The sequence below is a fragment of the Lysobacter sp. A286 genome (genome assembly GCF_054052105.1).
The window spans coordinates 16,931-35,917 of the sequence record NZ_JBSVRJ010000003.1 but is presented as its reverse complement, the minus strand read 5'-3'; the positions used below and the strand labels follow the sequence as shown (position 1 = coordinate 35,917).

18 protein-coding genes are annotated in these 18,987 nt (G+C 65.8%); 6 read left to right on the top strand and 12 right to left on the bottom strand.

The window, feature by feature from the left end; all coding sequences use genetic code 11:
• Positions 1–238 precede the first annotated feature (238 nt).
• From ACW7G0_RS11825 to ACW7G0_RS11800, 6 genes are all read right to left on the bottom strand, one after another.
• Positions 239–685, bottom strand: coding sequence for an REP-associated tyrosine transposase (locus ACW7G0_RS11825; protein WP_456989819.1), 447 nt, complete (start codon positions 683–685; stop codon positions 239–241).
• A gap of 102 nt (positions 686–787) precedes the next feature.
• Entirely contained in the window at positions 788–1,513 is a 726-nt protein-coding gene (locus ACW7G0_RS11820; RefSeq protein WP_456989817.1) for a UPF0149 family protein, read from the bottom strand.
• A gap of 173 nt (positions 1,514–1,686) precedes the next feature.
• Positions 1,687–2,181 (bottom strand): hypothetical protein, encoded by a 495-nt coding sequence (locus tag ACW7G0_RS11815; protein ID WP_456989815.1) that lies wholly within the window; start codon positions 2,179–2,181, stop codon positions 1,687–1,689.
• A 33-nt stretch (positions 2,182–2,214) separates the two neighbouring features.
• Entirely contained in the window at positions 2,215–2,541 is a 327-nt protein-coding gene (locus ACW7G0_RS11810) for a LysM peptidoglycan-binding domain-containing protein (RefSeq protein ID WP_456989813.1), read from the bottom strand.
• A 92-nt stretch (positions 2,542–2,633) separates the two neighbouring features.
• Entirely contained in the window at positions 2,634–3,479 is an 846-nt protein-coding gene (queF, locus tag ACW7G0_RS11805) for an NADPH-dependent 7-cyano-7-deazaguanine reductase QueF (protein WP_456989811.1), read from the bottom strand.
• A 17-nt stretch (positions 3,480–3,496) separates the two neighbouring features.
• Positions 3,497–4,828, bottom strand: a complete 1,332-nt coding sequence (locus tag ACW7G0_RS11800) for an amidohydrolase (protein ID WP_456989809.1) — start codon at positions 4,826–4,828, stop codon at positions 3,497–3,499.
• Positions 4,829–5,100: 272 nt separating this feature from the next.
• On the opposite strand from ACW7G0_RS11800, the gene ACW7G0_RS11795 reads away from it, so the two are divergent.
• From ACW7G0_RS11795 to ACW7G0_RS11780, 4 genes are read left to right on the top strand one after another with little or no spacing between them, the layout of a single operon-like run.
• Positions 5,101–7,251, top strand: coding sequence for a TonB-dependent siderophore receptor (locus ACW7G0_RS11795; RefSeq protein ID WP_456989807.1), 2,151 nt, complete (start codon positions 5,101–5,103; stop codon positions 7,249–7,251).
• Positions 7,252–7,276: 25 nt separating this feature from the next.
• On the top strand, positions 7,277–7,621 hold the full coding sequence (locus ACW7G0_RS11790; protein ID WP_456989805.1) for a hypothetical protein: 345 nt from the start codon (positions 7,277–7,279) through the stop codon (positions 7,619–7,621).
• On the top strand, positions 7,621–7,884 hold the full coding sequence (locus tag ACW7G0_RS11785; RefSeq protein ID WP_456989803.1) for a hypothetical protein: 264 nt from the start codon (positions 7,621–7,623) through the stop codon (positions 7,882–7,884). Before ACW7G0_RS11790 ends, ACW7G0_RS11785 begins: the two co-directional genes overlap by 1 nt.
• Before the next feature lie 10 nt (positions 7,885–7,894).
• A complete protein-coding gene (locus ACW7G0_RS11780; RefSeq protein WP_456989801.1) occupies positions 7,895–9,478 on the top strand; it encodes a PepSY-associated TM helix domain-containing protein in 1,584 nt (527 codons plus the stop codon).
• A gap of 1 nt (position 9,479) precedes the next feature.
• On the opposite strand, the gene ACW7G0_RS11775 is transcribed toward ACW7G0_RS11780, so the two are convergent.
• From ACW7G0_RS11775 to ACW7G0_RS11760, 4 genes are all read right to left on the bottom strand, one after another.
• Positions 9,480–9,887 carry a hypothetical protein gene (locus ACW7G0_RS11775; RefSeq protein ID WP_456989799.1) on the bottom strand — a complete coding sequence of 136 codons (408 nt, stop codon included), beginning with the start codon at positions 9,885–9,887 and terminating at the stop codon, positions 9,480–9,482.
• A 57-nt stretch (positions 9,888–9,944) separates the two neighbouring features.
• Positions 9,945–11,036 (bottom strand): cell division protein ZapE, encoded by a 1,092-nt coding sequence (gene zapE / locus ACW7G0_RS11770; RefSeq protein ID WP_456990171.1) that lies wholly within the window; start codon positions 11,034–11,036, stop codon positions 9,945–9,947.
• A 7-nt stretch (positions 11,037–11,043) separates the two neighbouring features.
• The gene (locus ACW7G0_RS11765) at positions 11,044–11,757 is read right to left on the bottom strand and encodes an alpha/beta hydrolase (protein ID WP_456963057.1); all 714 of its coding nucleotides are present in this window, start codon (positions 11,755–11,757) and stop codon (positions 11,044–11,046) included.
• Positions 11,758–11,884: 127 nt separating this feature from the next.
• Entirely contained in the window at positions 11,885–12,400 is a 516-nt protein-coding gene (locus tag ACW7G0_RS11760; RefSeq protein WP_456989797.1) for a c-type cytochrome, read from the bottom strand.
• A gap of 333 nt (positions 12,401–12,733) precedes the next feature.
• Here ACW7G0_RS11760 and ACW7G0_RS11755 point away from each other — a divergent pair, with 333 nt between their 5' ends.
• Both ACW7G0_RS11755 and ACW7G0_RS11750 read left to right on the top strand, forming a co-directional pair.
• On the top strand, positions 12,734–14,758 hold the full coding sequence (locus tag ACW7G0_RS11755) for a S9 family peptidase (RefSeq protein ID WP_456990169.1): 2,025 nt from the start codon (positions 12,734–12,736) through the stop codon (positions 14,756–14,758).
• A 610-nt stretch (positions 14,759–15,368) separates the two neighbouring features.
• The gene (locus ACW7G0_RS11750) at positions 15,369–16,001 is read left to right on the top strand and encodes a hypothetical protein (RefSeq protein ID WP_456989795.1); all 633 of its coding nucleotides are present in this window, start codon (positions 15,369–15,371) and stop codon (positions 15,999–16,001) included.
• A gap of 292 nt (positions 16,002–16,293) precedes the next feature.
• Here ACW7G0_RS11750 and ACW7G0_RS11745 read toward each other — a convergent pair whose 3' ends face one another.
• Both ACW7G0_RS11745 and ACW7G0_RS11740 read right to left on the bottom strand, forming a co-directional pair.
• A complete protein-coding gene (locus tag ACW7G0_RS11745; protein ID WP_456989793.1) occupies positions 16,294–17,682 on the bottom strand; it encodes an amidohydrolase family protein in 1,389 nt (462 codons plus the stop codon).
• A gap of 326 nt (positions 17,683–18,008) precedes the next feature.
• Complete coding sequence (locus ACW7G0_RS11740) at positions 18,009–18,905, bottom strand: dienelactone hydrolase family protein (RefSeq protein WP_456989791.1); 897 nt, start codon at positions 18,903–18,905, stop codon at positions 18,009–18,011.
• Positions 18,906–18,987: the final 82 nt, after the last annotated feature.

The window sequence follows — 18,987 nt, the reverse complement described above, 5'->3', positions numbered from 1 at the left end:
GATGTCGGGTTGAAACCCGACCTACCCCGACAAGGTCTCATCGATCCAAACCCCATCCCCCGCCGTAGGTCGGGCTTCAGCCCGACACCGCGGATCCGGCGTCACCGCCGATGTCGGGTTGAAACCCGACCTACCCGACAAGGTCTCGTCGATCCAAACCACCTCCTCCGCCGTAGGTCGGGCTTCAGCCCGATACCGCGGATCTGGCGTCGCCGCCGATGTCGGGTTGAAACCCGACCTACCCAGACAGGGTCTCGTCGATCCAGATCGCGTCCCACAACGGATAGTCGCCAATCTGCTTGACCAGGCCTGCTCGCAGCGGATTTGCCACGATGTAGCGTGCGATTGCGCGCAACTGCTCATCCTTGCGCACCGCATGATCAAAGTAATTCGGCTGCCAGACGCCGTGCCCGATCGCGCGCGCCGTGCGTCCTTTCAACAAACGCACCGCGTCGGACAACCTGCCCTCGTGCAGCACCATCAACCAATGCAGGTGATCTGGCATCACCACGTAACACAGGGTTTCGGCACGCCCCGTGGCCTGCAATGCCATCAGCTCCTGCACCACCTTGCGCCCGTTATCGAGGGACGAAAAGTGCGGGAAGCGATCCCGTGTCACCGTCGTGATGTGATATCGCAAGCCCGTCCGGGAAACGCGTCCTCTGCGCAGATCGGTGTAAGCCATTGTTCCTCCGTGAACCTGGCTGTGCGTCGTTGTCCATCCCTACTGTAGGTCGGGCCGACATCGACGGTGACGCGGGTTTGCGGTGTCGGGTTGAAACCCGACCTACGTCGCGCCACAGCACTTCTTGTATTTCTTGCCGCTGCCGCAGGGGCACGGGGCGTTGCGGTCGGGGGTGGGCTCGGTGCGGATCGGTTCGCGCGGGGTGAGGGCGTCGACGCGGTGGTGGTTGAGGTCGGCGAGCATGCCGGGCAGTCCGGCGACGATCTCCAGGCGCTCGCGGTAGCTGATCGGGGTGGCGGGTGCGGTCGGGTCCTCGGCCATCACCTCGCCGCTGGCGAGCCGGTCGAACAGGTCGAAGATGTCTTCCATCCACTCGTTGTCGTCCAGCCACTGGTCCCATTGCGCCTCGCGCAGCGCCACCGCGGTGAAGAACCCCAGCGCCCAGTCGCGGCCAACATCCAGGTCGTCTTCCTGCAGGGATTCGGCCTCGGGTTTGTCGAGGTCTTCGGGCAGCCACAGCAGCGGGGCGAGGTGGTCGGGCAGGTCGTTGTCGCCGTGGCGTACGCGGAAGTTGGCCATGTTGCGGTGGCCCAGCAACAGCTGCTCGACCCCGGCGCGCTCCACCGGGTCGTCCCAGCGCGGCACCTTGCCCCACACCGGCGGCTCCCACTCGCTCATCGGGATCTCGCCGGGCGATACCGCCAACGCCGACAGGTAGCCATCCAGGGCTTCCAGGTTGAAACCCCGGAACGGCACCGCGCGTCGTTCAAGCAGGTCTGCGAGGCGCTCGATCTGCTCGTCGTCGAGATAGGTGGGCAGGTTGGTCATGGTGGGTTCGACACGGGTTGGGGGATGGGGGGAATGGTAGCCCCAAGGGATGGTGAAGACCGTTCATCGCGACAGCAATAAAAAAAGGCGCGACTTTCGTCGCGCCCGGAGGGAGAGAGTGCCATTGTTCCGGCGTATTTCTTATTTTTGACCGAGACTTACTCGACCGAAACTTACTCGACCGAGAATGGCGTGCTGTTCAACTTGGCGCCGTCCACCCACACTTCCGCCGTGTAAGTGCCGGCCGGCCAGCCGTTGGCGTTGTTGAAGGTGATGTTGGTGGTTTCCATGCCCGTGGTGGTGACAGATTGCGATTCCTCGCCGGCAGTCTGGCCATCCTCGTAGATCAGCTTGGCATTGATGACGGCATTGCTTGCCGCGCCATTGGTGGCGATCGAGACAATGATCGGATCAGCGGTGCCGAAGGTGGTCATTGGCGAAGCGATCGACTTGTCGGCGCCGGCTTCAGACCCCAGGGTGACTGAAGTGACGTCCAGTGCGGCCTCGGTCGGCATCGGCTCGGCGGGCGGCAGCGGGGCCGGCTCGCTCGCCACCGGTGGCGGGGCCATGGTGGTGTCGGTAGCCGGGTTGTCCTTGTTGCAACCGGCCAGCGCCAGCGAGGCAACAAGGGCGGCGGCTACGGCGTAAGGGAGTTTGTTGGCAGTCATGGGATTCTCCTGAAAGTCGGTCGGGCGCCGGAATCAACCGGCCGGGTTGTCGTCCTGGACGGGAATGTTGAGGACCTGACCGGGCTGGATGCGGTCCGGATCGTCCAGTTGGTCGCGGTTGGCGTCGTAGATCGCATTCCATGCACCGGCTTTGCCATAGAACTGCTTGGCGATGGCCGACAGCGTGTCGCCGCTTTGCACGGTATAGGTCTGCTGCACGGACTCGGCGACCTTCTCGGCGGTGGTATCGACGCTGGCGCTGACGCCGGAGAAATCGGCTTTTTCCTCGACCTTCCTGGCCGTGGTGTCGACGCTGCTGGTGACGCCGGAGAAGTCGGCCTTTTTGTCTGGGGTGGTCATCGTGGGTGGGCTCCTGCCTTGTTGGCGGGATAACTTTGCCACGCAGGTTGTTAAGAACGGATCGTGCTGGTGTGAACCTGCCGGTCAGCCGTTCATTGGCGCAGGTCGCGTCCGGCGATGGGGGCCGCAAAGCCTTTTGTTGCCCGCCACGGGTTGATGTCCAAGCCACCTCGGCGCGTGTAGCGGGCCTGCACCGACAGCTGCTGTGGCTGCGCATGGTGCATCAGGTCCAGGAAAATCTGTTCCACGCATTGCTCGTGGAAGCCGGCGTGGTCGCGAAACGACACCAGGTAGCGCAGCAGGCCGGCGCGATCCAGCCGTGGGCCGCGATAGTCGATCCGCACCCGCGCCCAGTCCGGCTGGCCGGTCACCGGGCAGTTCGATTTCAGCAGCGCGCTGGACAGGCTTTCCTCGACCACCTCGTCGCGAGTGACCTTCAGGAAGTCCGCGCGCGGCGGGCCGTAGTGGTTGATGTCGATCTCCAGCGCGTCCAGCGAGTCGGCGTCGTCATCATCGGGCGCGCCATCGGCCTGGTCGATAGGCGGCAAGCCGAAGTTGACCGCAACCGGGCTGCCGGCGACCCGTGACAGGTCGGCGGCGATGCGCGCGAGCATGGACTGGTCGTCGTCGAAACGGGTCGCGTTGAAGGAATTCAGGTACAGCTTGAGCGACTTGGACTCGATCAGGTTCGGCGAATCGGCCGGCACCGTCAGGGTGGCGGTGGCGACCCTCGGCTTGCCCCGGCCGTCCAGCCAGGCCAGCTCATAGGCGTGCCAGCGGTCATGGCCGATGAAGGGCAGGCCGGCCTGCGCCGACCGGGCATCGTCCAGGCCGAGTTCGCCCCGCCCCAGCGCGCGCGGGATGGGAAACAGCAACGCGGCGTCGTACGCGCTTGGGTAGTCAACTTGGCGGCCCAGGGGCAGGTCGATGGCAGTCATGCATGCCAGTTTACTGGTCAGCCCTCGACCCCGTGCAGGTAGTCCAGCGAAACCTGCAGCATCGCGCGCAAGCCCAGGTCGAGCGACGACTCGTCGAGCTTGAACTGGGGTGAGTGGTTGGTCGGCGCGGTGGCCGGGTCGATCCCGGCCGAGGTGGCGCCGACAAAGAAGAACATCGACGGTACTTCCTTCGCGTAATAGGCGAAATCCTCCGCGCCCATCTGCAGCGGTGGCTCGATCACGTGCTCGGTGCCGGCGGCGGCGCGCAGGCTTGGCAGCATCTTCGCGGTCAGTTCCGGATCGTTGGCCGTCACCGGGTTGCCGGTGCCGACCGGGATGTCGGTCTCGACCGTGGCGCCATGCGCGGCGGCGACATGCTGGGCGACGCCTTCGAACTCGGCGTGGATCTTCGAGCGCATGTCCTCGTCGAAGGTGCGGATGGTGCCGACCAGTTCCACCGAGTCGGGAATGATGTTGTAGCGGATGCCGCCGTTGATCACGCCGAAGCTCACCACTGCCGGCAGCTTGGCGATGTTGGTGTTGCGGCTGACGATGGTCTGCGCGGTACCGATCAGGTCGGCCGCAGTGACGATCGGGTCGATCCCGCCCCACGGCGCCGAACCATGGCTCTGGCGGCCGTTGACAGTGATGGTGAACTTGTCCGATGCGGCCATCAGCGGGCCGCCGCGGACGCCGATGGTGCCCGCCGGCAGCGATGAGAACACGTGCAGGCCGAACATCGCGTCGGGCTTGAAGTCGGCGAACAGGCCTTCCTCCAGCATCAACGAGGCGCCGCCTTCCTCGCCGGCCGGCGCGCCTTCCTCGGACGGCTGGAACACCAGCATCACCTGGCCGGGCAACTCGTCCTTCATCGCCACCAGCGCGTCGGCGACGCCGAGCAGGATGGCGGTGTGGGCATCGTGGCCGCAGGCGTGCATCACCCCGGTTTCCTGCCCGTTGAAGGTGGTGGTGACCGTGGAGGCGAACGGCAGTCCGGTCTGCTCGGTCACCGGCAAGGCGTCCATGTCGGCGCGCAGGGCGATCTTCGGGCCCGGCAGGCCACCGTCGATGATCGCGGTGACGCCGTGATGGGCGATCCCGGTCCGCGGCTCCAGGCCGAGCGCGCGCAGGTGCTCGACGACCTTGGCCGCGGTCTGCTCTTCGCGATTGGAAAGCTCGGGATGGGCATGGAACCAGCGTCGCAGTTCGACGACTTCGTCGCCCAGCCGCTCGGCCGCGGCGGTGACGACCGGTCGCTGCTGCGGGTCTGTCTGGGCCAGCGCACAGGGCGACACCAGCAAGGCAAGCAAGGCGGGTAAGGCAATCGAGCGGGTAGTTTGCAGTTGCATGGTCGTCTCCCCAGAGGAAAGCCGATGCTAACGCCAATCGGCGCACGAGCCGATACGCGTCCGCTGCACCATCGCCGGAGTGGGTCGCGGCCACGTTGTGGCGGCTTGGGACTCCGGGGGTGTGCGTTGTCGCCGGCCGTAACCTGGAATAGAATGCGAATCATTATCAACATGCGCTGAGCCGTGTCGGTTACGCGCGCCGGCCCTTCGCCGGCCTTCAACGACCCCGACTGTCCGGTTTCTGTCTTATTCTTTTTTTGCCAAGGCTTTTTATGTCCAAGGACGCTCGATCCTTCCTGTCGCCCGCACCGCGCGCGGCCTTGCTCAGCTTGTCACTGCTGGCCGCATTACCGGCCGTTGCACAAGTCACGCCACTAGCCGCCACCGCCGACGTCGCCGCGTCGTCCGACGCCACCACCCTCGACACCGTCCAGGTCCAGGCGCAGATCATCAAGCGCAGCCAGACCGTCACCAAGACCGACACCCTGATCACCGAGGCGCCGCAGTCGGTGTCGGTGGTGAGCGCGCAGCAGTTCGCCGACCGCGGCCTGCACGGCATCGACGAGGCGATGTGGTACCTGGCCGGCACCCAGGGTGGCGGCTACGGCCAGGACACCCGCAGCGACTGGCTGCTGGTGCGTGGCTTCAGCCCGGCGCGCTACCTGGACGGGCTGGCGCTGACCGACGGCGTCTGGACCGGCGCGACCCGCGTCGAGCCGTACGGGCTGGAGCGCCTGGACGTGCTGAAAGGACCGTCGTCGGTCTCCTACGGCGCGATGCCGCCGGGCGGCCTGGTCAACATGGTCAGCAAGCGCCCGACCGATGTGCCGCTGCGCGAAGTCGAGGTGCAGTTGGGCAACTTCGACCTGCGCCAGGCCGCGTTCGACTTCGGCGGGCCGCTGGACGAGGCCGGGGTGTGGTCGTACCGGCTCACCGGACTGGCCCGCAACAGCGACAACCTGGTTGATTATGTCGAGGACGACCGCTACTTCTTCGCCCCCGCACTGGCGTGGAAGCCGAGCGACGCCACCTCGCTGACCCTGCTGGCGCGCTGGCAGAAGGCAGATACCGCCAACGGGAGTGGCTTCCTGCCCGCCGAGGGCACGCTGCTACCGAGCCCGCACGGCCAGATCTCGCCCAGCGTCTTCACCGGCGAGCCGGGCTGGAACGACTACATCCGCACCAGCAAGTCGGCCGGCTACGAGTTCGAGCACGTGTTCGGCAACGGCCTGACGTTCCGCCAGAACCTGCGCTACGGCGAGACGGACGTCGACCACGACGCCGGCGTCGGCACGCTGGGGCTGCAGGAGGACGGCCGCACGCTCAACCGTTACCTGTTCCCGCTGGAGGAGCACTCCAAGTCATTCGGCGTCGACAACAACGTCAGCTTCGATTTCGTCACCGGCGCGTGGCAGCACACCGTGCTGGCGGGCGTCGACTACCGCCGGCTGCAGAGCGACTACGCCTCGGCGTTCGCGTTCGGCATTGACCCGATCGACGTCTTCAACCCGGTCTATGGCGCCGACGTGGTGATACCGGATTACACCTTTCACGAGGACAAGGTGCAGCAGCAGACCGGCATCTACCTGCAGGACCAATTGCGGCTCGACCGCTGGGTGGTCACCGTCGCCGGCCGCCACGACCAGGTGCGCACGCGCGCCGACAACCTGATCGCCGACCCGGTGACGCGCAGCCGGCAGGAGGACGATGCGTTCTCCGGGCGACTCGGCGTCAACTACGTGTTCGACTCCGGGTTCGCGCCGTACGTGGCGTGGTCTGAATCGTTCCAGCCGACGGTCGGGGTCGATTTCGACGGCAACGCGTTCGCGCCGACCACCGGCGAGCAGATCGAGGCCGGCATCAAGTACCTGCCGCCGAGCGGCCGCGGACTGGCGACGCTGGCGGTGTACGACATCCGCCAGCAGAACACGCTGAGCGTCGATCCCGACCACGTGCTGTTCTCGGTGCAGCAGGGCGAGACCCGCGTGCGCGGCGTCGAGTTGGAAGGCCGCTGGAACCTCACCCCGACGCTGGGCGTGTACGGCGCCGCGACCTGGATGGACACCGAGGTCACCCAGACCACCGATGCCGCCGCGCTCGGCAAGCGCGTCGCGCTGGTGCCGGAGCAGCAGGCTTCGCTCGGCCTCGACTACACGATTGCCTACGGCGCGCTGTCCGGGCTCGGTTTCGGCGGCGGCGTGCGCCACACCGGCTCCGTCTACGGCGACATCTACAACGAGTGGAAGACGCCGTCGTACACGCTGTTCGACGCCGCGGTGCACTACGACTTCGACCGCTGGCGCCTGCAGCTCAACGCCAGCAACCTGATGGACAAGGAATACGTGGCGGTCTGCAACAGCGCGATGTGGTGCTACTACGGCCACCCGCGCACGGTCACTGCGACCGTGCGCTACCGCTGGTGATGGCGGGCGGAGCCGGATGATGGAAATGGCATGGGGCACTCTCGCGACCGCCGCCGCGTTGTTGTCGGCGCTGGCCTTGTACCTGGCCTCGCCCAACCGCACGTGGAGGCCCGGTGCCGGTCGGGGCGGCTTGCGCATGCTCGGCGGGGTGCTGGCGCTGGCCTCGCTGGCTGCGTGGGTTGCCGTGCTCGGCGTCGGTGCCGGGCTGTGCGCGATGCTGGCGACGTGGATGCTCGCCATGGTCGCGCTGCCGTATCTGGCGTGGTGGACGACCGCGCGACGGCCGGCAGATGCACGACCGGAGGGCGCACGCGCGGCGCGCGAAAAGTCATCTTCGGGCAAGCCGCGCGCTGCGCTGGGGACCGACTGATGTGGGGCCGCGCCACCGCCGGCGCTCTGCCGGGCTTCCTCCTCGCCGCCGCCCTGGTGAGCCTGCTCGGACGCTTGCTGCCGGGGCCGTGGCAGTCAACCCTGGTGCCGGGGCTGGTGCTGATGTTCCCGCTGTGGATCGGGATCGCGGCGGCCAGCTTCCGTTTCGCCAGTGGCCTGCGGGCTTGGGCCTGGATTGGCGGGATGGCATTGCTGGCACTGGGCCTGCTGCGGCTCGTGCAGGCGAGCGGGTGGGCGGCATGAGGACGCTTCGATGAAATTGCGCGCCAATACCCTGCGGGTGTTCACCGCGGTCCACAGCTGGGTCGGGCTGGTCGCCGGCTTCGCCCTGTTCGTCGCCTTCTATGCCGGCGCGATCACCATGTTCCACCACGAGCTGCCGGTCTGGCAGGCGAGCGCGGTGGAGGCCGAGCCCGACTCGATCGCCGATGCCCAACGCCTGTTCGACGAGGTGCTGGCGCGTCATGACGGCGCGCGTGTGCACCTCGGCTTCGGCTTCCCCGGAGCCGAGTCGGCGCAGGCTTCGGCCTGGTGGCTGGACGGTGAGGGCATATGGCAGTTCGCGACCCTCGACACCCTGCAGGGCAGCCCGACTCCGCCGACCTCGAGCCTGGCCGAGCTGGTCAACCTGCTGCACTTCTCGCTCGGTATCCCGATGGTCGGCACCTGGCTGATGGGCATCGTCAGCCTGCTGTACGGGCTGGCGCTGGTCAGCGGCGTGGTGATCCACCTGCCGCGGCTGACGAAGGACCTGTTTGCGCTGCGTCCGGGACGAAACCTCAAGCGCTTCTGGCAGGACGCCCACAACGTCATCGGCGTGCTCAGTTTGCCGGCGCACGTGATGTTCGCGGTCACCGGTGCGGTGTTGTGCCTGCTGTTCGTGCTGATGCCGCTGCTCAACCCACTGGTCTACGACGGCAAGCTGATGGCGGCGGTGCCGGCGGCGATGGATACCGCACCGGTGGTCGCTGCCTCCGGCGAGCCCGCCGCGATGCAGTCGCTGGCGCAGTGGCATGCGCGCTCGGTGGCGACGGCGCGCGAGAACGGCATCGACGATTTCGAGCCGGCGTACCTGAAGCTGCAGCATGGCGGCGACGCCAACGCGGTGGTCGAGATCACCGGCGAAACGTCGCGCGCGCTGGGAGCGATGGGCTCGGTGGCGCTGGATGCCGGCAGCGGTGAGGTGCTGGCGGTGCAACTGCAGGGTGCGCGCGACGCCAATCACGCCACCTTGCAAGCGACCTACGCGCTGCACTTCGGCGAGTTCGGCAACCGGCTGGTGCAGTGGCTGTACTTCCTGCTAGGGCTGGCCGGGGCGTTCCTGTTCTATTCGGGCAACCTGTTGTGGATCGAGTCGCGACGCAAGCGGCGAGCGCTCGAACAGGGGCGCGCGCAGGTCAACATGGCGCGCGCCACGATCGGGGTCTGCATCGGCGTGTGCGTGGCAATCTCGGCCAGCTTCGTGGCCGCGCAGTTGGCGCCGATGTTCGGGCTGGATACCGCCGTGGCCGAGCGCTGGGCCTGTTTCGGCACCTGGGCGCTATGCGCGCTGTGGGCGGCGTTGCGGCCGCCATCGCGTGGTGTCCGCGAGCTGCTGTGGCTGGCGGCGCTGGTGACGCTGGCGATTCCAATCGCGCACGGTTTCGCCAGTGGCTGGCCGCTATGGAAGGCCGCCGCTGCTGGCCACTGGGTGTTGGTTACGGTCGACACGATGGCGATTGTGCTCGCGGCCGCCTTCGCCGCGCTCGCCCGCGCCAGTGCGCGACGGGGGCGCGAAGGTGATCCGCACAGCGTCTGGGCCGACCCCAGGCCGGGCGCCGTCAAACAGGTTTCGTGACTCAGCCAAACGCGGCCGCAATCAGGGCCACGAAGCCGACGACTGCCAGGATCGCGTGGCCCAGCAGCAGTCCCAGCGGCAACATCCGCCGCTGCCATTGATAGACAAGATTCATCAACGCACCGCCGGCTGCCGCCAATACCAACAGGCCCAACGCGACCCACGCCAGATTGGGTACCTGCCCGGCAATCGCGGCGTATGCCAGCAAGGTCAGTCCGGCCGCGGCCAGCAGGCCGTGCACCATCGCCAGCCAACTGGGCGGATTACGTTTGCCGAACAGCCGGATCGCGGCCATCACCAACCCACCTGCTGCCGCGATCGCAAACAGGGCTACCGCCACGCGCAACATGCCGATCGAGTCCATGCCGGTTCCCTTGTCGAAGGCAGCGACGGGCTGCGCGTCGAGCATAGGTTCGCGGTTGTTATCGAAGTGTGGTTGTCGACTCGTCGCCAGGAACCGGCCAGATCAGCAGCGGTGCTCCTGGGCCAGGTACTCCGCCGAGCGCATCTCGATCAGGCGCGAGGCGGTACGCTCGAACGCGCCGGTCAGCCGACGACCGCGGTACAGCTCCAGCGGCGCGGCGGCGGCGGTGCAGACCAGGTTGACCTGGCGGTCGTAAAGCTCGTCGATCAGGTGCACGAAGCGCCGCCCCGGGTCGTCGTTGTCGCCATCGAACAGCGGTATGCCGCCCACCACGACGGTGTGGAACTCGGTGGCGATCTCGATGTAGTCACCGGTCGCGCGCGGGCCCTCACACAGCGCCGCGAAGTCGAACCAGGCATGGCCTTCGGCAAGTCCGCGCACCGCGATCTCACGACCTTCGATCTGCAGCGGGCCGGTTTCGCGCGCCCGGCCGTCGACAATCTCTTCCCAGCGAGCGGCCAACCAGTCTTCCGAATCGGCGTCCAGCGGCGCGCGATAAACCGGTGAACGGGTCAACGCACGCAAACGGTAGTCGTGGTCGCTGTCCAGGTGGAGCACGGTGCAATGTTTTTTCAGCTGGGCGATCGCGGGCAGGAAGCGCTCGCGTTGCAGACCGTCCTTGAACAGGTTGTCCGGGTCGATGTTGGAGGTGGTCACCAGCGCGACGCCGTGGGCGAACAGATGCTCCAGAAGGCGACCCAGCAACATCGCGTCGCCGATATCGGTGACGAAGAACTCGTCCAGCACCAGCACGTCCAACTTCGCGCCGGCCTGCCTGGCGATGGTCACCAGCGGATCGCGCTCGCCGGCATGCTCGCGCAGCTGTGCATGCACTTCCCGCATGAAGCGATGGAAGTGGGTGCGGTGCTTGCGGGTCGTCGGCAAGCCTTCATAAAACAGGTCGATCAGGAACGTCTTGCCACGTCCCACGCCGCCCCACAGATACAGCCCGGTGGCCACCGGCTCGGGCTTGTTGAGCAGCCGGTCCAGCAAGCCGGGCCGCGGCGGGTCCAGCAGCGCCGCATGCAGGCGATCCAGCTCGGCCAGTGCCGCCTGCTGGGCGGGATCGTCACTCCAGTTCCCGGCGGCCACGCCTGCCCGGTAACGCACGCTGGGAGGCGCGCGCTCGACCATGTCCGGGTCACTCATCGGCGGTTGGGGTCCCGGTTGCAGCGGGCAGGAAGGGGCGTACGCCGTTTTTTATCGCGCCGCGCAGGTCCATCAGCTTGCGATGGAAGAAATGGCTGGTATCGGGAATGCGGACCAGCTCGGGCGGCGGCTTCAAACCATCGACCCAGGCATAGACGGCGGCGGGATCGACGATCTCATCCGCCTCGCCCTGAACCACCAGCCACGGGCCGTCGAAGGGCGCGATGGCGGCAAAGTCGTAGCCACGACCGCCCGCAGGCGGGGCGATCATGATCAGCATGTCCGGCTGCAGCCGGGCGGCGGCCTTGTAGGCAACGTAGGAGCCGAAACTGAAACCGGCGAGCCAGAGCTGTGCCTGCGGGCGCTGTTCGCGGACCCAGGCGACGACCACGGCCAGGTCCTCAACCTCACCATTGCCTTCGTCGAAACTGCCTTCGGAGGCGCCGACGCCGCGAAAATTGAACCGCACGGTGCTGGCGCCGGACTGGTGCAGCGCCCGCGCGGTCATGGTCACCACCTTGTTGTGCATGGTGCCGCCTTCGGTCGGCAGCGGGTGGCAGACCACCACGACCAGCGGTCGAGCAGGAACGTCGGGCTCGGGTGCCTCGACGATCGTCTCGATATCTCCGGCCGGGCCGGCGAGGGTGAGATTGGCGGCGCTGCCGCCAAGGAAGTCGGCGTCGTCGGGAAATGTGGGGTTGTCCATGCCGCCATGATAAGCCGCCTGTTGGCGGCCGTGCCGGCGACGATGGCGGCGGCCGCGCAAATGCCGGTCGCGGATACGACAACGCCGCCCGGAGGCGGCGTTGTGCGCGGCAAATGCCGGGTACTGATTACTTCAGGTTGTCCATCATCCAGTCGACGGTGGCGATCACCTGCTCGTCGGTCAGCGCCGGGTTGCCGCCCTTGGCGGGCATCATGCCGGTACTGCCGGTAAAGCCTTCGATCGCGTGCCGGTGGAGGGTATCGATGCCCTGCGGAATCCGCGCGGCCCAATGCGCCTTGTCCATGGTCGGTGAGCCGCCGGCGCCGGTGGTGTGGCAACCAGCGCACAGGCTGTTGAAGATCACCGAGCCGTCCAGCGTGCCGCCGTAGGCAACCTGTGCGGTCGCCGCTGCTGCCGCCGCCGCCGTTGCCGCGGCCTGCGCCGCCGCGCCGGTGCTGCCAGCGTAGACGCCGCCAACCGGTGCGATACGCGCGTGGGTTCGAGCGGCCACGTTGGCGGGCACTTCTTCCGGCAACGACTCGTGGACGTAATAGGCGAGTCCAATGAGGCCCAGGGCAACCACCAGCAGGAAGCCCATCATCACGGAGAATTTCTTCAGGAATTCGAGGTCGTAGTTCTGCACGGTCCACCTGTTGTGCGTCGCCCATGATGGGTGCGCGTCGCCAGTCAACGGAAGGCCGCAATCAGGCGGCCGCGGGGCAGTATAAAGCCAACTCACCCCGACAAGTAGCCGTACCCCGGGCTTGCACTGGAAACGGGTAGTTCGTGGCTGCATGCCAACAGCTTGTGGGTCGAGCTTGCACGGGCCCGGCGATGGCGTCATTCCAACCCATCTGGAGTGGACGTTGAATAGGTGCTCTACTGCGATGCAGGTCTCATTTCGGGGCCAGCCGCCGCATCCCTGGAGATCCACATGCTCACCCAGCTGCCCCGCGTCGCAGGTCTCGTCCTCGCCATGTCGATTTCCACCGCACTCGCCCAGACGCCGCCGACAGCGGCCGAGCGCATCGCCGACGTCGAGCTGATCACGCGCGATGCGTTGTTCGGCAATCCCGAGCGCGCGATGGTGATGATCAGCCCCGACGGCAAGACCCTGAGCTGGGTCGCACCGGTCGAGGGCGTGATGAACGTCTGGGTGGCGCCGGCCGACAATCCCGGGGAGGCGCGCGCGATCACCGATGACACCGCGCGTGGCATCCGCAACCACTTCTGGTCCTACCTGCCCGATACGCTGCTGTACCTGCGCGACACCGGCGGCGACGAGGACTTCCACCTCTATAGCGTCAACATCGCGACAGGCGAAGAAGCCGACCTCACGCCGTATCCCAAGACCACCGCGATGGTCGTGGCGGCCAGCCACTCGCAGCCGGGCACGATCCTGGTCGGCATGAATGACCGCGACCCGGCGTGGCACGACCTGTACAAGGTCGACCTCGCCACCGGCGAGCGCACGCTGGTGGAGAAGAACGACGACCAGATCGGCGGCTACCTGGCCGACGACAGCCTCACGGTGCGCTATGCTACGCGCGCGCGGCCCGACGGCGGCAGCGACATCCTGCAGCCCGACGGGCAGGGCGGCTGGAAGGTCTACTCGGACATCCCGTTCGAGGACTCGATGACCACCGCCCCCGCCGGCCTGACCACCGACGGCGACACCCTCTACCTGGTCGACTCGCGCGGGCGCAACACCGCGGCGCTGTATGCGGTCGACGTGGCCAGCGGCGAGCGCACGCTGGTGCTGGAGGACGCGCGCGCCGACGTCGGCCAATCGCTGACGCACCCGCAGACGGGCGAAGTGCAGGCGGTCGCGGTCAACTACCTGCGCGAGGAGTGGGAGCCGGTCGATCCGGCCATCACCGCCGACCTGGAGAAGCTGCAGGCAATCGGCCCCGGCGAGATCGGCGTCAATGCGCGTACGCACGATGACAGCGTGTGGATCGTCACCTACTCGGCGGCCGAGGCCCCGGTGGACTACTACCGTTACGACCGTGGCGCCGGCGGCACGCTGACCAAGTTGTTCTCGGCGCGTCCGGCGCTCGATGGCAAGCCGCTGGTTCCGCAGTGGCCGCAGGAGATCAGCTCGCGCGACGGCAAGACGCTGGTCAGCTATCTCACGCTGCCCAAGAGCGCCGACGCCAACAACGACGGCAAGGCCGACGCCCCGGTGCCGATGGTGCTGTTCGTGCACGGCGGCCCGTGGGCGCGCGACAGCTACGGTTACAGCCCGTATGACCAGTGGCTGGCGAACCGAGGCTACGCCACGCTGGCGGTGAACTTCCGCGGCTCCACCGGCTTCGGCAAGGCGTTCACCAACGCCGGGAACGGCGAGTGGGCCGGCAAGATGCACGACGACCTGCTCGACGCGGTGCAGTGGGCGGTCGATGAGGGCGTCACCACCGCCGACCAGGTCGCGATCATGGGCGGCAGCTACGGCGGCTACGCCACGCTGGCCGGGCTGACCTTCACCCCGGACACCTTCGCCTGCGGCGTCGACATCGTCGGCCCGTCCAACCTCAACACCCTGCTCAGCACGGTGCCGCCGTACTGGGCCAGTTTCTACGAGCAACTGGCCAAGCGCATGGGCGACCCGCGCACCGAGGAGGGCAAGCAGTGGCTGCTCGAGCGCTCGCCGCTGACCCGCGCCGACCAAATCACCAAGCCGCTGCTGATCGGCCAGGGCGCGAACGACCCGCGAGTGAAGCAGGACGAGTCCGACCAGATCGTCAAGGCGATGACCGCCAACGGCATCCCGGTGACCTACGTGCTGTTCCCGGACGAAGGCCACGGCTTCGCGCGACCGGAGAACAACAAGGCGTTCAATGCCGTGGCCGAGGGCTTCCTGAGCGAGTGCCTGGGTGGCCGCGCCGAGCCGATCGGGGCGGACTTCACCGACTCCAGCATCAGCGTGCCGACGGGCGCCGACGGCGTGCCGGGGCTGGCCGAGGCGTTGCAGGACCATGAGCAGGTGATCCGGAAGTAGGCAGTGTGGCGGCACAACCCCATACGGCTTACTCCGGTTGCAACGGTCCCGGTGCTGCGGCCACGACGGGACATTTCGTTGGGGGGGGTGCGAGTATTACGCCGCGTTGCCGCAGTCCTAATAGAACCAGCTCGGGTTCGAGCGGGCCAAGGTTAGAAATGTTTAACCGGTTGATTCGGTGCCGGTTGTGAGCTATTGGCCCTGAGGAGCTTTCGGACATACTGTTTGCTACGCCCCGCCTAGGGGCTCGAATCAGCGTTAGGCCCCGCATGAATTGTCTCGGAGGTACGGATGATTGACTTGGAACAAGATGAGCGCAATTACCTTCTGGAGATGCGTGCGCTGACCACTAACGCAAACCGGAGAAGAGGTTTTTGTCGGCCTCACGGTTGAAGAGTCAGTTTTCTATGCCGGCTACATCAAAAAGGTCAGAGCTGGCGACATAACGACACCTGTCGAAACGGATAGATATCTCCTGCTCTACGACAAACATGAGATGGCAAGGCGCAGCATTATTAGCGATGAGGCCATGCTTCGGATCGACAATCCTCTGCGGCACTAGCAGACACACTAGCCGTTGGAACCGCGCCACGAAGAGTAAGGAGAAAAAATGATCGGTATCGTTCTTTATCTGGCTGTTGCCGCCGCCGCACAATCATCACCAAGCCAAACATCAAGTTCAAATGCCACTATGCCTGCTGTTACATCTTTTATGGGCATTCCCATCGGTGTGCCGGCTAGCGACTTCCAGGAATGCCCAACGAAGATTTCCGGAGCAATGCCTCAGTACAACATTCGTGGGACTGTTACGTACGACTACTTGAGCGGCAATGGCCTCCCATGCTGGATCGGAATCTCTCCCGGTCAGCCAATGAGAAGCCCGCTTGTTCAGGTTGTACCGAAATCTGAGAATCGTCCCGACGGAACCAGAATAGTTCGTGCTTACATCGCCAGCGACATGATTGAGGGTGTCTGGGTCACTACAACTGGAATTGAAAGCCAAGAGTCTCTATTCAGCAAGCTCCGAGATCAATTCGGTGAACTCTCCAGTGTGCAGCGAGTACCAATTCAAACAATGATGGGTATGGAGACAACAAAGATTAAGGCCACATGGAACGCACCAAACGGAGTCACCATCGACTTCTACGGAGTAGAAGACAAGATAAATGAAGGTGCTATTTACGTTAATACCGCAGCAGGGAGCGCAGCCATATCCAGCAAAATTGAACACAAGTCATTTTAAATAGTTGACCAGTTCAACAAATTTGCAGAGGTACTATCCGCTGCCTGCGGGGCCTAACAATTCGTTCAAGCCGACGCCGCTTCGCGGCGCGGCTCAATTCCGGCGCTATGCCCTTGATGGAGCTTCGGCGTGGTCACTAGAGCTAGGGAAGGTCTGAACAACTCACCCGTTCCGCGCGACAATAGCGTGACCTGATGGGGATGACGATCATGCAGCTGACGTTCGGTGATGCCGAGGGTTTGGGCAAGCGCAAGCGGACGCGCCGGGAGATCTCGTCGCGGGCTCAGTGAGGTCAGCCGTTGTCCCGTGCGGCTTGCTCCAGAGCCCGCTCCACTTCTTCCCATGCGGCATCCAGATCTACTGCGTCCCCGTTGAACCACACCGCGCGCACCTGGCGGGTATGCAGGATGTTCGTGAGCGGATCGCCGTCCACCACCAGGATGTCGGCAGTGGTGCCGGCCTCAAGGCGGCCCAAGTCATCGCTGCCGAGGATGGATGCGGCTACGTGAGTGGCCGATTGCAGGGCCTGGGCGGGGGTGAGGCCGGCCTGGACCAGTGCTTCCAGTTCCTGATGCAGGGCGGCGCCGGGCAGCATGCGCGGGGCGGCGGGAAGATCCGATCCGGCGCCGATCGGCACGCCCGCGGCATGCAGCCTCGGCAGCAGGGCCGATGCCAGGCGCAGGTCGGCGGCGCTGCGCGATTGCGGGCCTTCGCCAGCCAGCACGCCTTCCAGGTACTCCCAGTAGCTTTTGAAGTGCGGACGAACGCGCGCTGCACCCGGCAGGTCGTCAAGGCCCAGGGCTTCGGGATCGTGGAGCTGGCGCGCGGCACCGGCGGTTGGCACCAGGGCCATGCCACTCCCGGCGATGGCCTGCACCAGCTGCTCCAGAAGGGCTTCATCCAACGGTTCGGCCATCGGGTCTCCGCCAAGTCGCTGGTAGGCCAGGGCGGCACCGGAGATATGTTCCAGCGTGGAGACGCCGGCGGCGCCGGCCTGCACAACATCCACCTCGGCGCCGTCCAAGCCGCGGGTCAGCATGATGCCAAGGTCGGCCATGACCGGCACTCCGGCCTCGCGCGCGGTCTGTACGGCGGAATGGAATGCGTCAGGCGGGATCTGATCGTAGAGCTTGATCCAGTCCACGTCGGCATCCCGGAGTGCAAGCACGGCGATTGAGGCGTCATCGGCATTGGTGACGGTAACCGGCATCAAGGATTCCAGCGGCTGGCTGTCAAGCGGCGACGGTTCACCAGCCAGCACGCTCTTTGGGCCATCCAGCGCCGGGCCGCTGGCCAGTATGCGCGGTGCGCCGGGCGTGCTGCGCAGCGTGCCGATCATGGCCAGGGTGTTGTTGGCATCACGCACCGTGGTGACGCCCGAGGGCACGAAGGCACGGACGTAGTGCGGGCGCGCATGTACGTGCAAGTCGATCAGACCGGGCAGCAGGGTGGCTTGGCCGTAGTCGTGAACCGGGGTATCCGCTGGCCAGCGGCAGTCGCCCGACTTGCCTGCGCAACGGATGCGGCCTTCAGCCAGTACCACCACGCCTTTCTCCAACACTTGTCCGTGGCGGGCATCGAAGACGCGGCCCAGCAGTACTGCGTCGGCGGAGGGTGGTTCAGGGGCGCAGGCCGGCAGGACGCAGAGCGCAGAAAGGGCAACGGCAAGGAATCGGGGCATGGCGGACTTTTCGGTTGATATAGGTGGGGTCGTCGATGCGTGCCCGGGGAACCCAGGCGCGTGGAGACGGGGGAGGCTACATGACTTCTGCGGCGCAGGGTCCTTTGCTGCACCCAGATCTCGTTCCCCGCCGATATCGAAGACAATGCGGTCAAGCTGCCGGAGGGCGGAGCCGGGTGATCGCGCCGGCGGCGGATTTTTTCCGGCACATTGGTGCGCCAGGTCCTTGTCCGCTTTGCTTACCGAGGCGTTATCGGGCGCGCACGCCGGGCTCTCGGCTCTTAGGCTAGGGGAAACTCAAGACATAAGGCGTTGGGTGTCCCTTCTCACTGATCGGATACGCGGCCGACGATCCACTCGACGATCGCATCGAATCTATCTTGATCGAGAGCGTGTCCGCGGTCGACGCGGAGCTCGGTGATGAAGTCGCCGGCGATCTTGGCAACGACCTGGTCTGCATCCCGCGAATACTTGTCCTTGGTACCCGACACAACCATTGTCGGCCGAGGTCCGATGGCTGAAAGAACATCGTGCGTGTCGATCTGGCGTGCGAGCCCGGGCACGGCCTCGAAGAGGGTGATCCCGGTGTCTTCCCGGCGGCGAGTCTCGAAGCTACACACGGCACCGCTGATGCATGCGAACCTGCATCGTGCATCAACTGCTGCGTGGTAAAGCGCTGTGTAACCACCGTATGAGTGTCCTGCCACGCCCACGAGCCGCTCGTCTATATCAGCGGCTTGGAGCAGAACGCTCAGGGCCCGTTGGGCGTCATCCAGGCACTTCCTCATCAGCAGGTCGCCATCCAGCAATCGGTAGCTCATGGCGTTGTAGTGCTGAAGCCAATCGTAATAATCCGGTTCCACCCCCCGAATCGCTCCTCGTCGGTCCTCAAAAGTGATGGAGTCCGGAGCCAAGACTGCGAGGCCTCTACGAGCGAGCGCCGGCCCGAAGGCTTGAAAAGTGTCGCCCACCTCGCCGGCGACCTCGCTCTTGCCGAAGTGGAACTCCCCATTGTGTTGGTGAAAGACAACCACTCCGCCGAGCGTGTCGCGACCCCTCGGCGTGAACAGGAAAGCCGGAATGAGGTCACCTTCGAGTCCCCGGTACTCAATCCGTTCTCGGTCGAATCCTTCGGCCTCTACGGCGTCGCCTCGTTGGAACCCCAGCGGGACGGGGTCCGCAAGCCCTAGGCGCTCTCGAAGCGTCGTGGTGAGGTCGGTCATCATCTGCGATGGTAGCCCGCAATCAGGATGGTACGTAAGCCGCCCGGGGGTGGATGAATTAACACTTCAAGTGCAACACCCC

What these genes read in the sequence shown, in the direction of transcription:
- ACW7G0_RS11825 (WP_456989819.1), bottom strand. Translation starts at nt 685, where the DNA reads ATGGCTTACACCGATCTGCGCAGAGGACGCGTTTCCCGGACGGGCTTG.
- ACW7G0_RS11820 (WP_456989817.1), bottom strand. Translation starts at nt 1,513, where the DNA reads ATGACCAACCTGCCCACCTATCTCGACGACGAGCAGATCGAGCGCCTC.
- ACW7G0_RS11815 (WP_456989815.1), bottom strand. Translation starts at nt 2,181, where the DNA reads ATGACTGCCAACAAACTCCCTTACGCCGTAGCCGCCGCCCTTGTTGCC.
- ACW7G0_RS11810 (WP_456989813.1), bottom strand. Translation starts at nt 2,541, where the DNA reads ATGACCACCCCAGACAAAAAGGCCGACTTCTCCGGCGTCACCAGCAGC.
- queF (WP_456989811.1), bottom strand. Translation starts at nt 3,479, where the DNA reads ATGACTGCCATCGACCTGCCCCTGGGCCGCCAAGTTGACTACCCAAGC.
- ACW7G0_RS11800 (WP_456989809.1), bottom strand. Translation starts at nt 4,828, where the DNA reads ATGCAACTGCAAACTACCCGCTCGATTGCCTTACCCGCCTTGCTTGCC.
- ACW7G0_RS11795 (WP_456989807.1), top strand. Translation starts at nt 5,101, where the DNA reads ATGTCCAAGGACGCTCGATCCTTCCTGTCGCCCGCACCGCGCGCGGCC.
- ACW7G0_RS11790 (WP_456989805.1), top strand. Translation starts at nt 7,277, where the DNA reads ATGGCATGGGGCACTCTCGCGACCGCCGCCGCGTTGTTGTCGGCGCTG.
- ACW7G0_RS11785 (WP_456989803.1), top strand. Translation starts at nt 7,621, where the DNA reads ATGTGGGGCCGCGCCACCGCCGGCGCTCTGCCGGGCTTCCTCCTCGCC.
- ACW7G0_RS11780 (WP_456989801.1), top strand. Translation starts at nt 7,895, where the DNA reads ATGAAATTGCGCGCCAATACCCTGCGGGTGTTCACCGCGGTCCACAGC.
- ACW7G0_RS11775 (WP_456989799.1), bottom strand. Translation starts at nt 9,887, where the DNA reads ATGCTCGACGCGCAGCCCGTCGCTGCCTTCGACAAGGGAACCGGCATG.
- zapE (WP_456990171.1), bottom strand. Translation starts at nt 11,036, where the DNA reads ATGGTCGAGCGCGCGCCTCCCAGCGTGCGTTACCGGGCAGGCGTGGCC.
- ACW7G0_RS11765 (WP_456963057.1), bottom strand. Translation starts at nt 11,757, where the DNA reads ATGGACAACCCCACATTTCCCGACGACGCCGACTTCCTTGGCGGCAGC.
- ACW7G0_RS11755 (WP_456990169.1), top strand. Translation starts at nt 12,734, where the DNA reads ATGTCGATTTCCACCGCACTCGCCCAGACGCCGCCGACAGCGGCCGAG.
- ACW7G0_RS11750 (WP_456989795.1), top strand. Translation starts at nt 15,369, where the DNA reads ATGATCGGTATCGTTCTTTATCTGGCTGTTGCCGCCGCCGCACAATCA.
- ACW7G0_RS11745 (WP_456989793.1), bottom strand. Translation starts at nt 17,682, where the DNA reads ATGCCCCGATTCCTTGCCGTTGCCCTTTCTGCGCTCTGCGTCCTGCCG.
- ACW7G0_RS11740 (WP_456989791.1), bottom strand. Translation starts at nt 18,905, where the DNA reads ATGACCGACCTCACCACGACGCTTCGAGAGCGCCTAGGGCTTGCGGAC.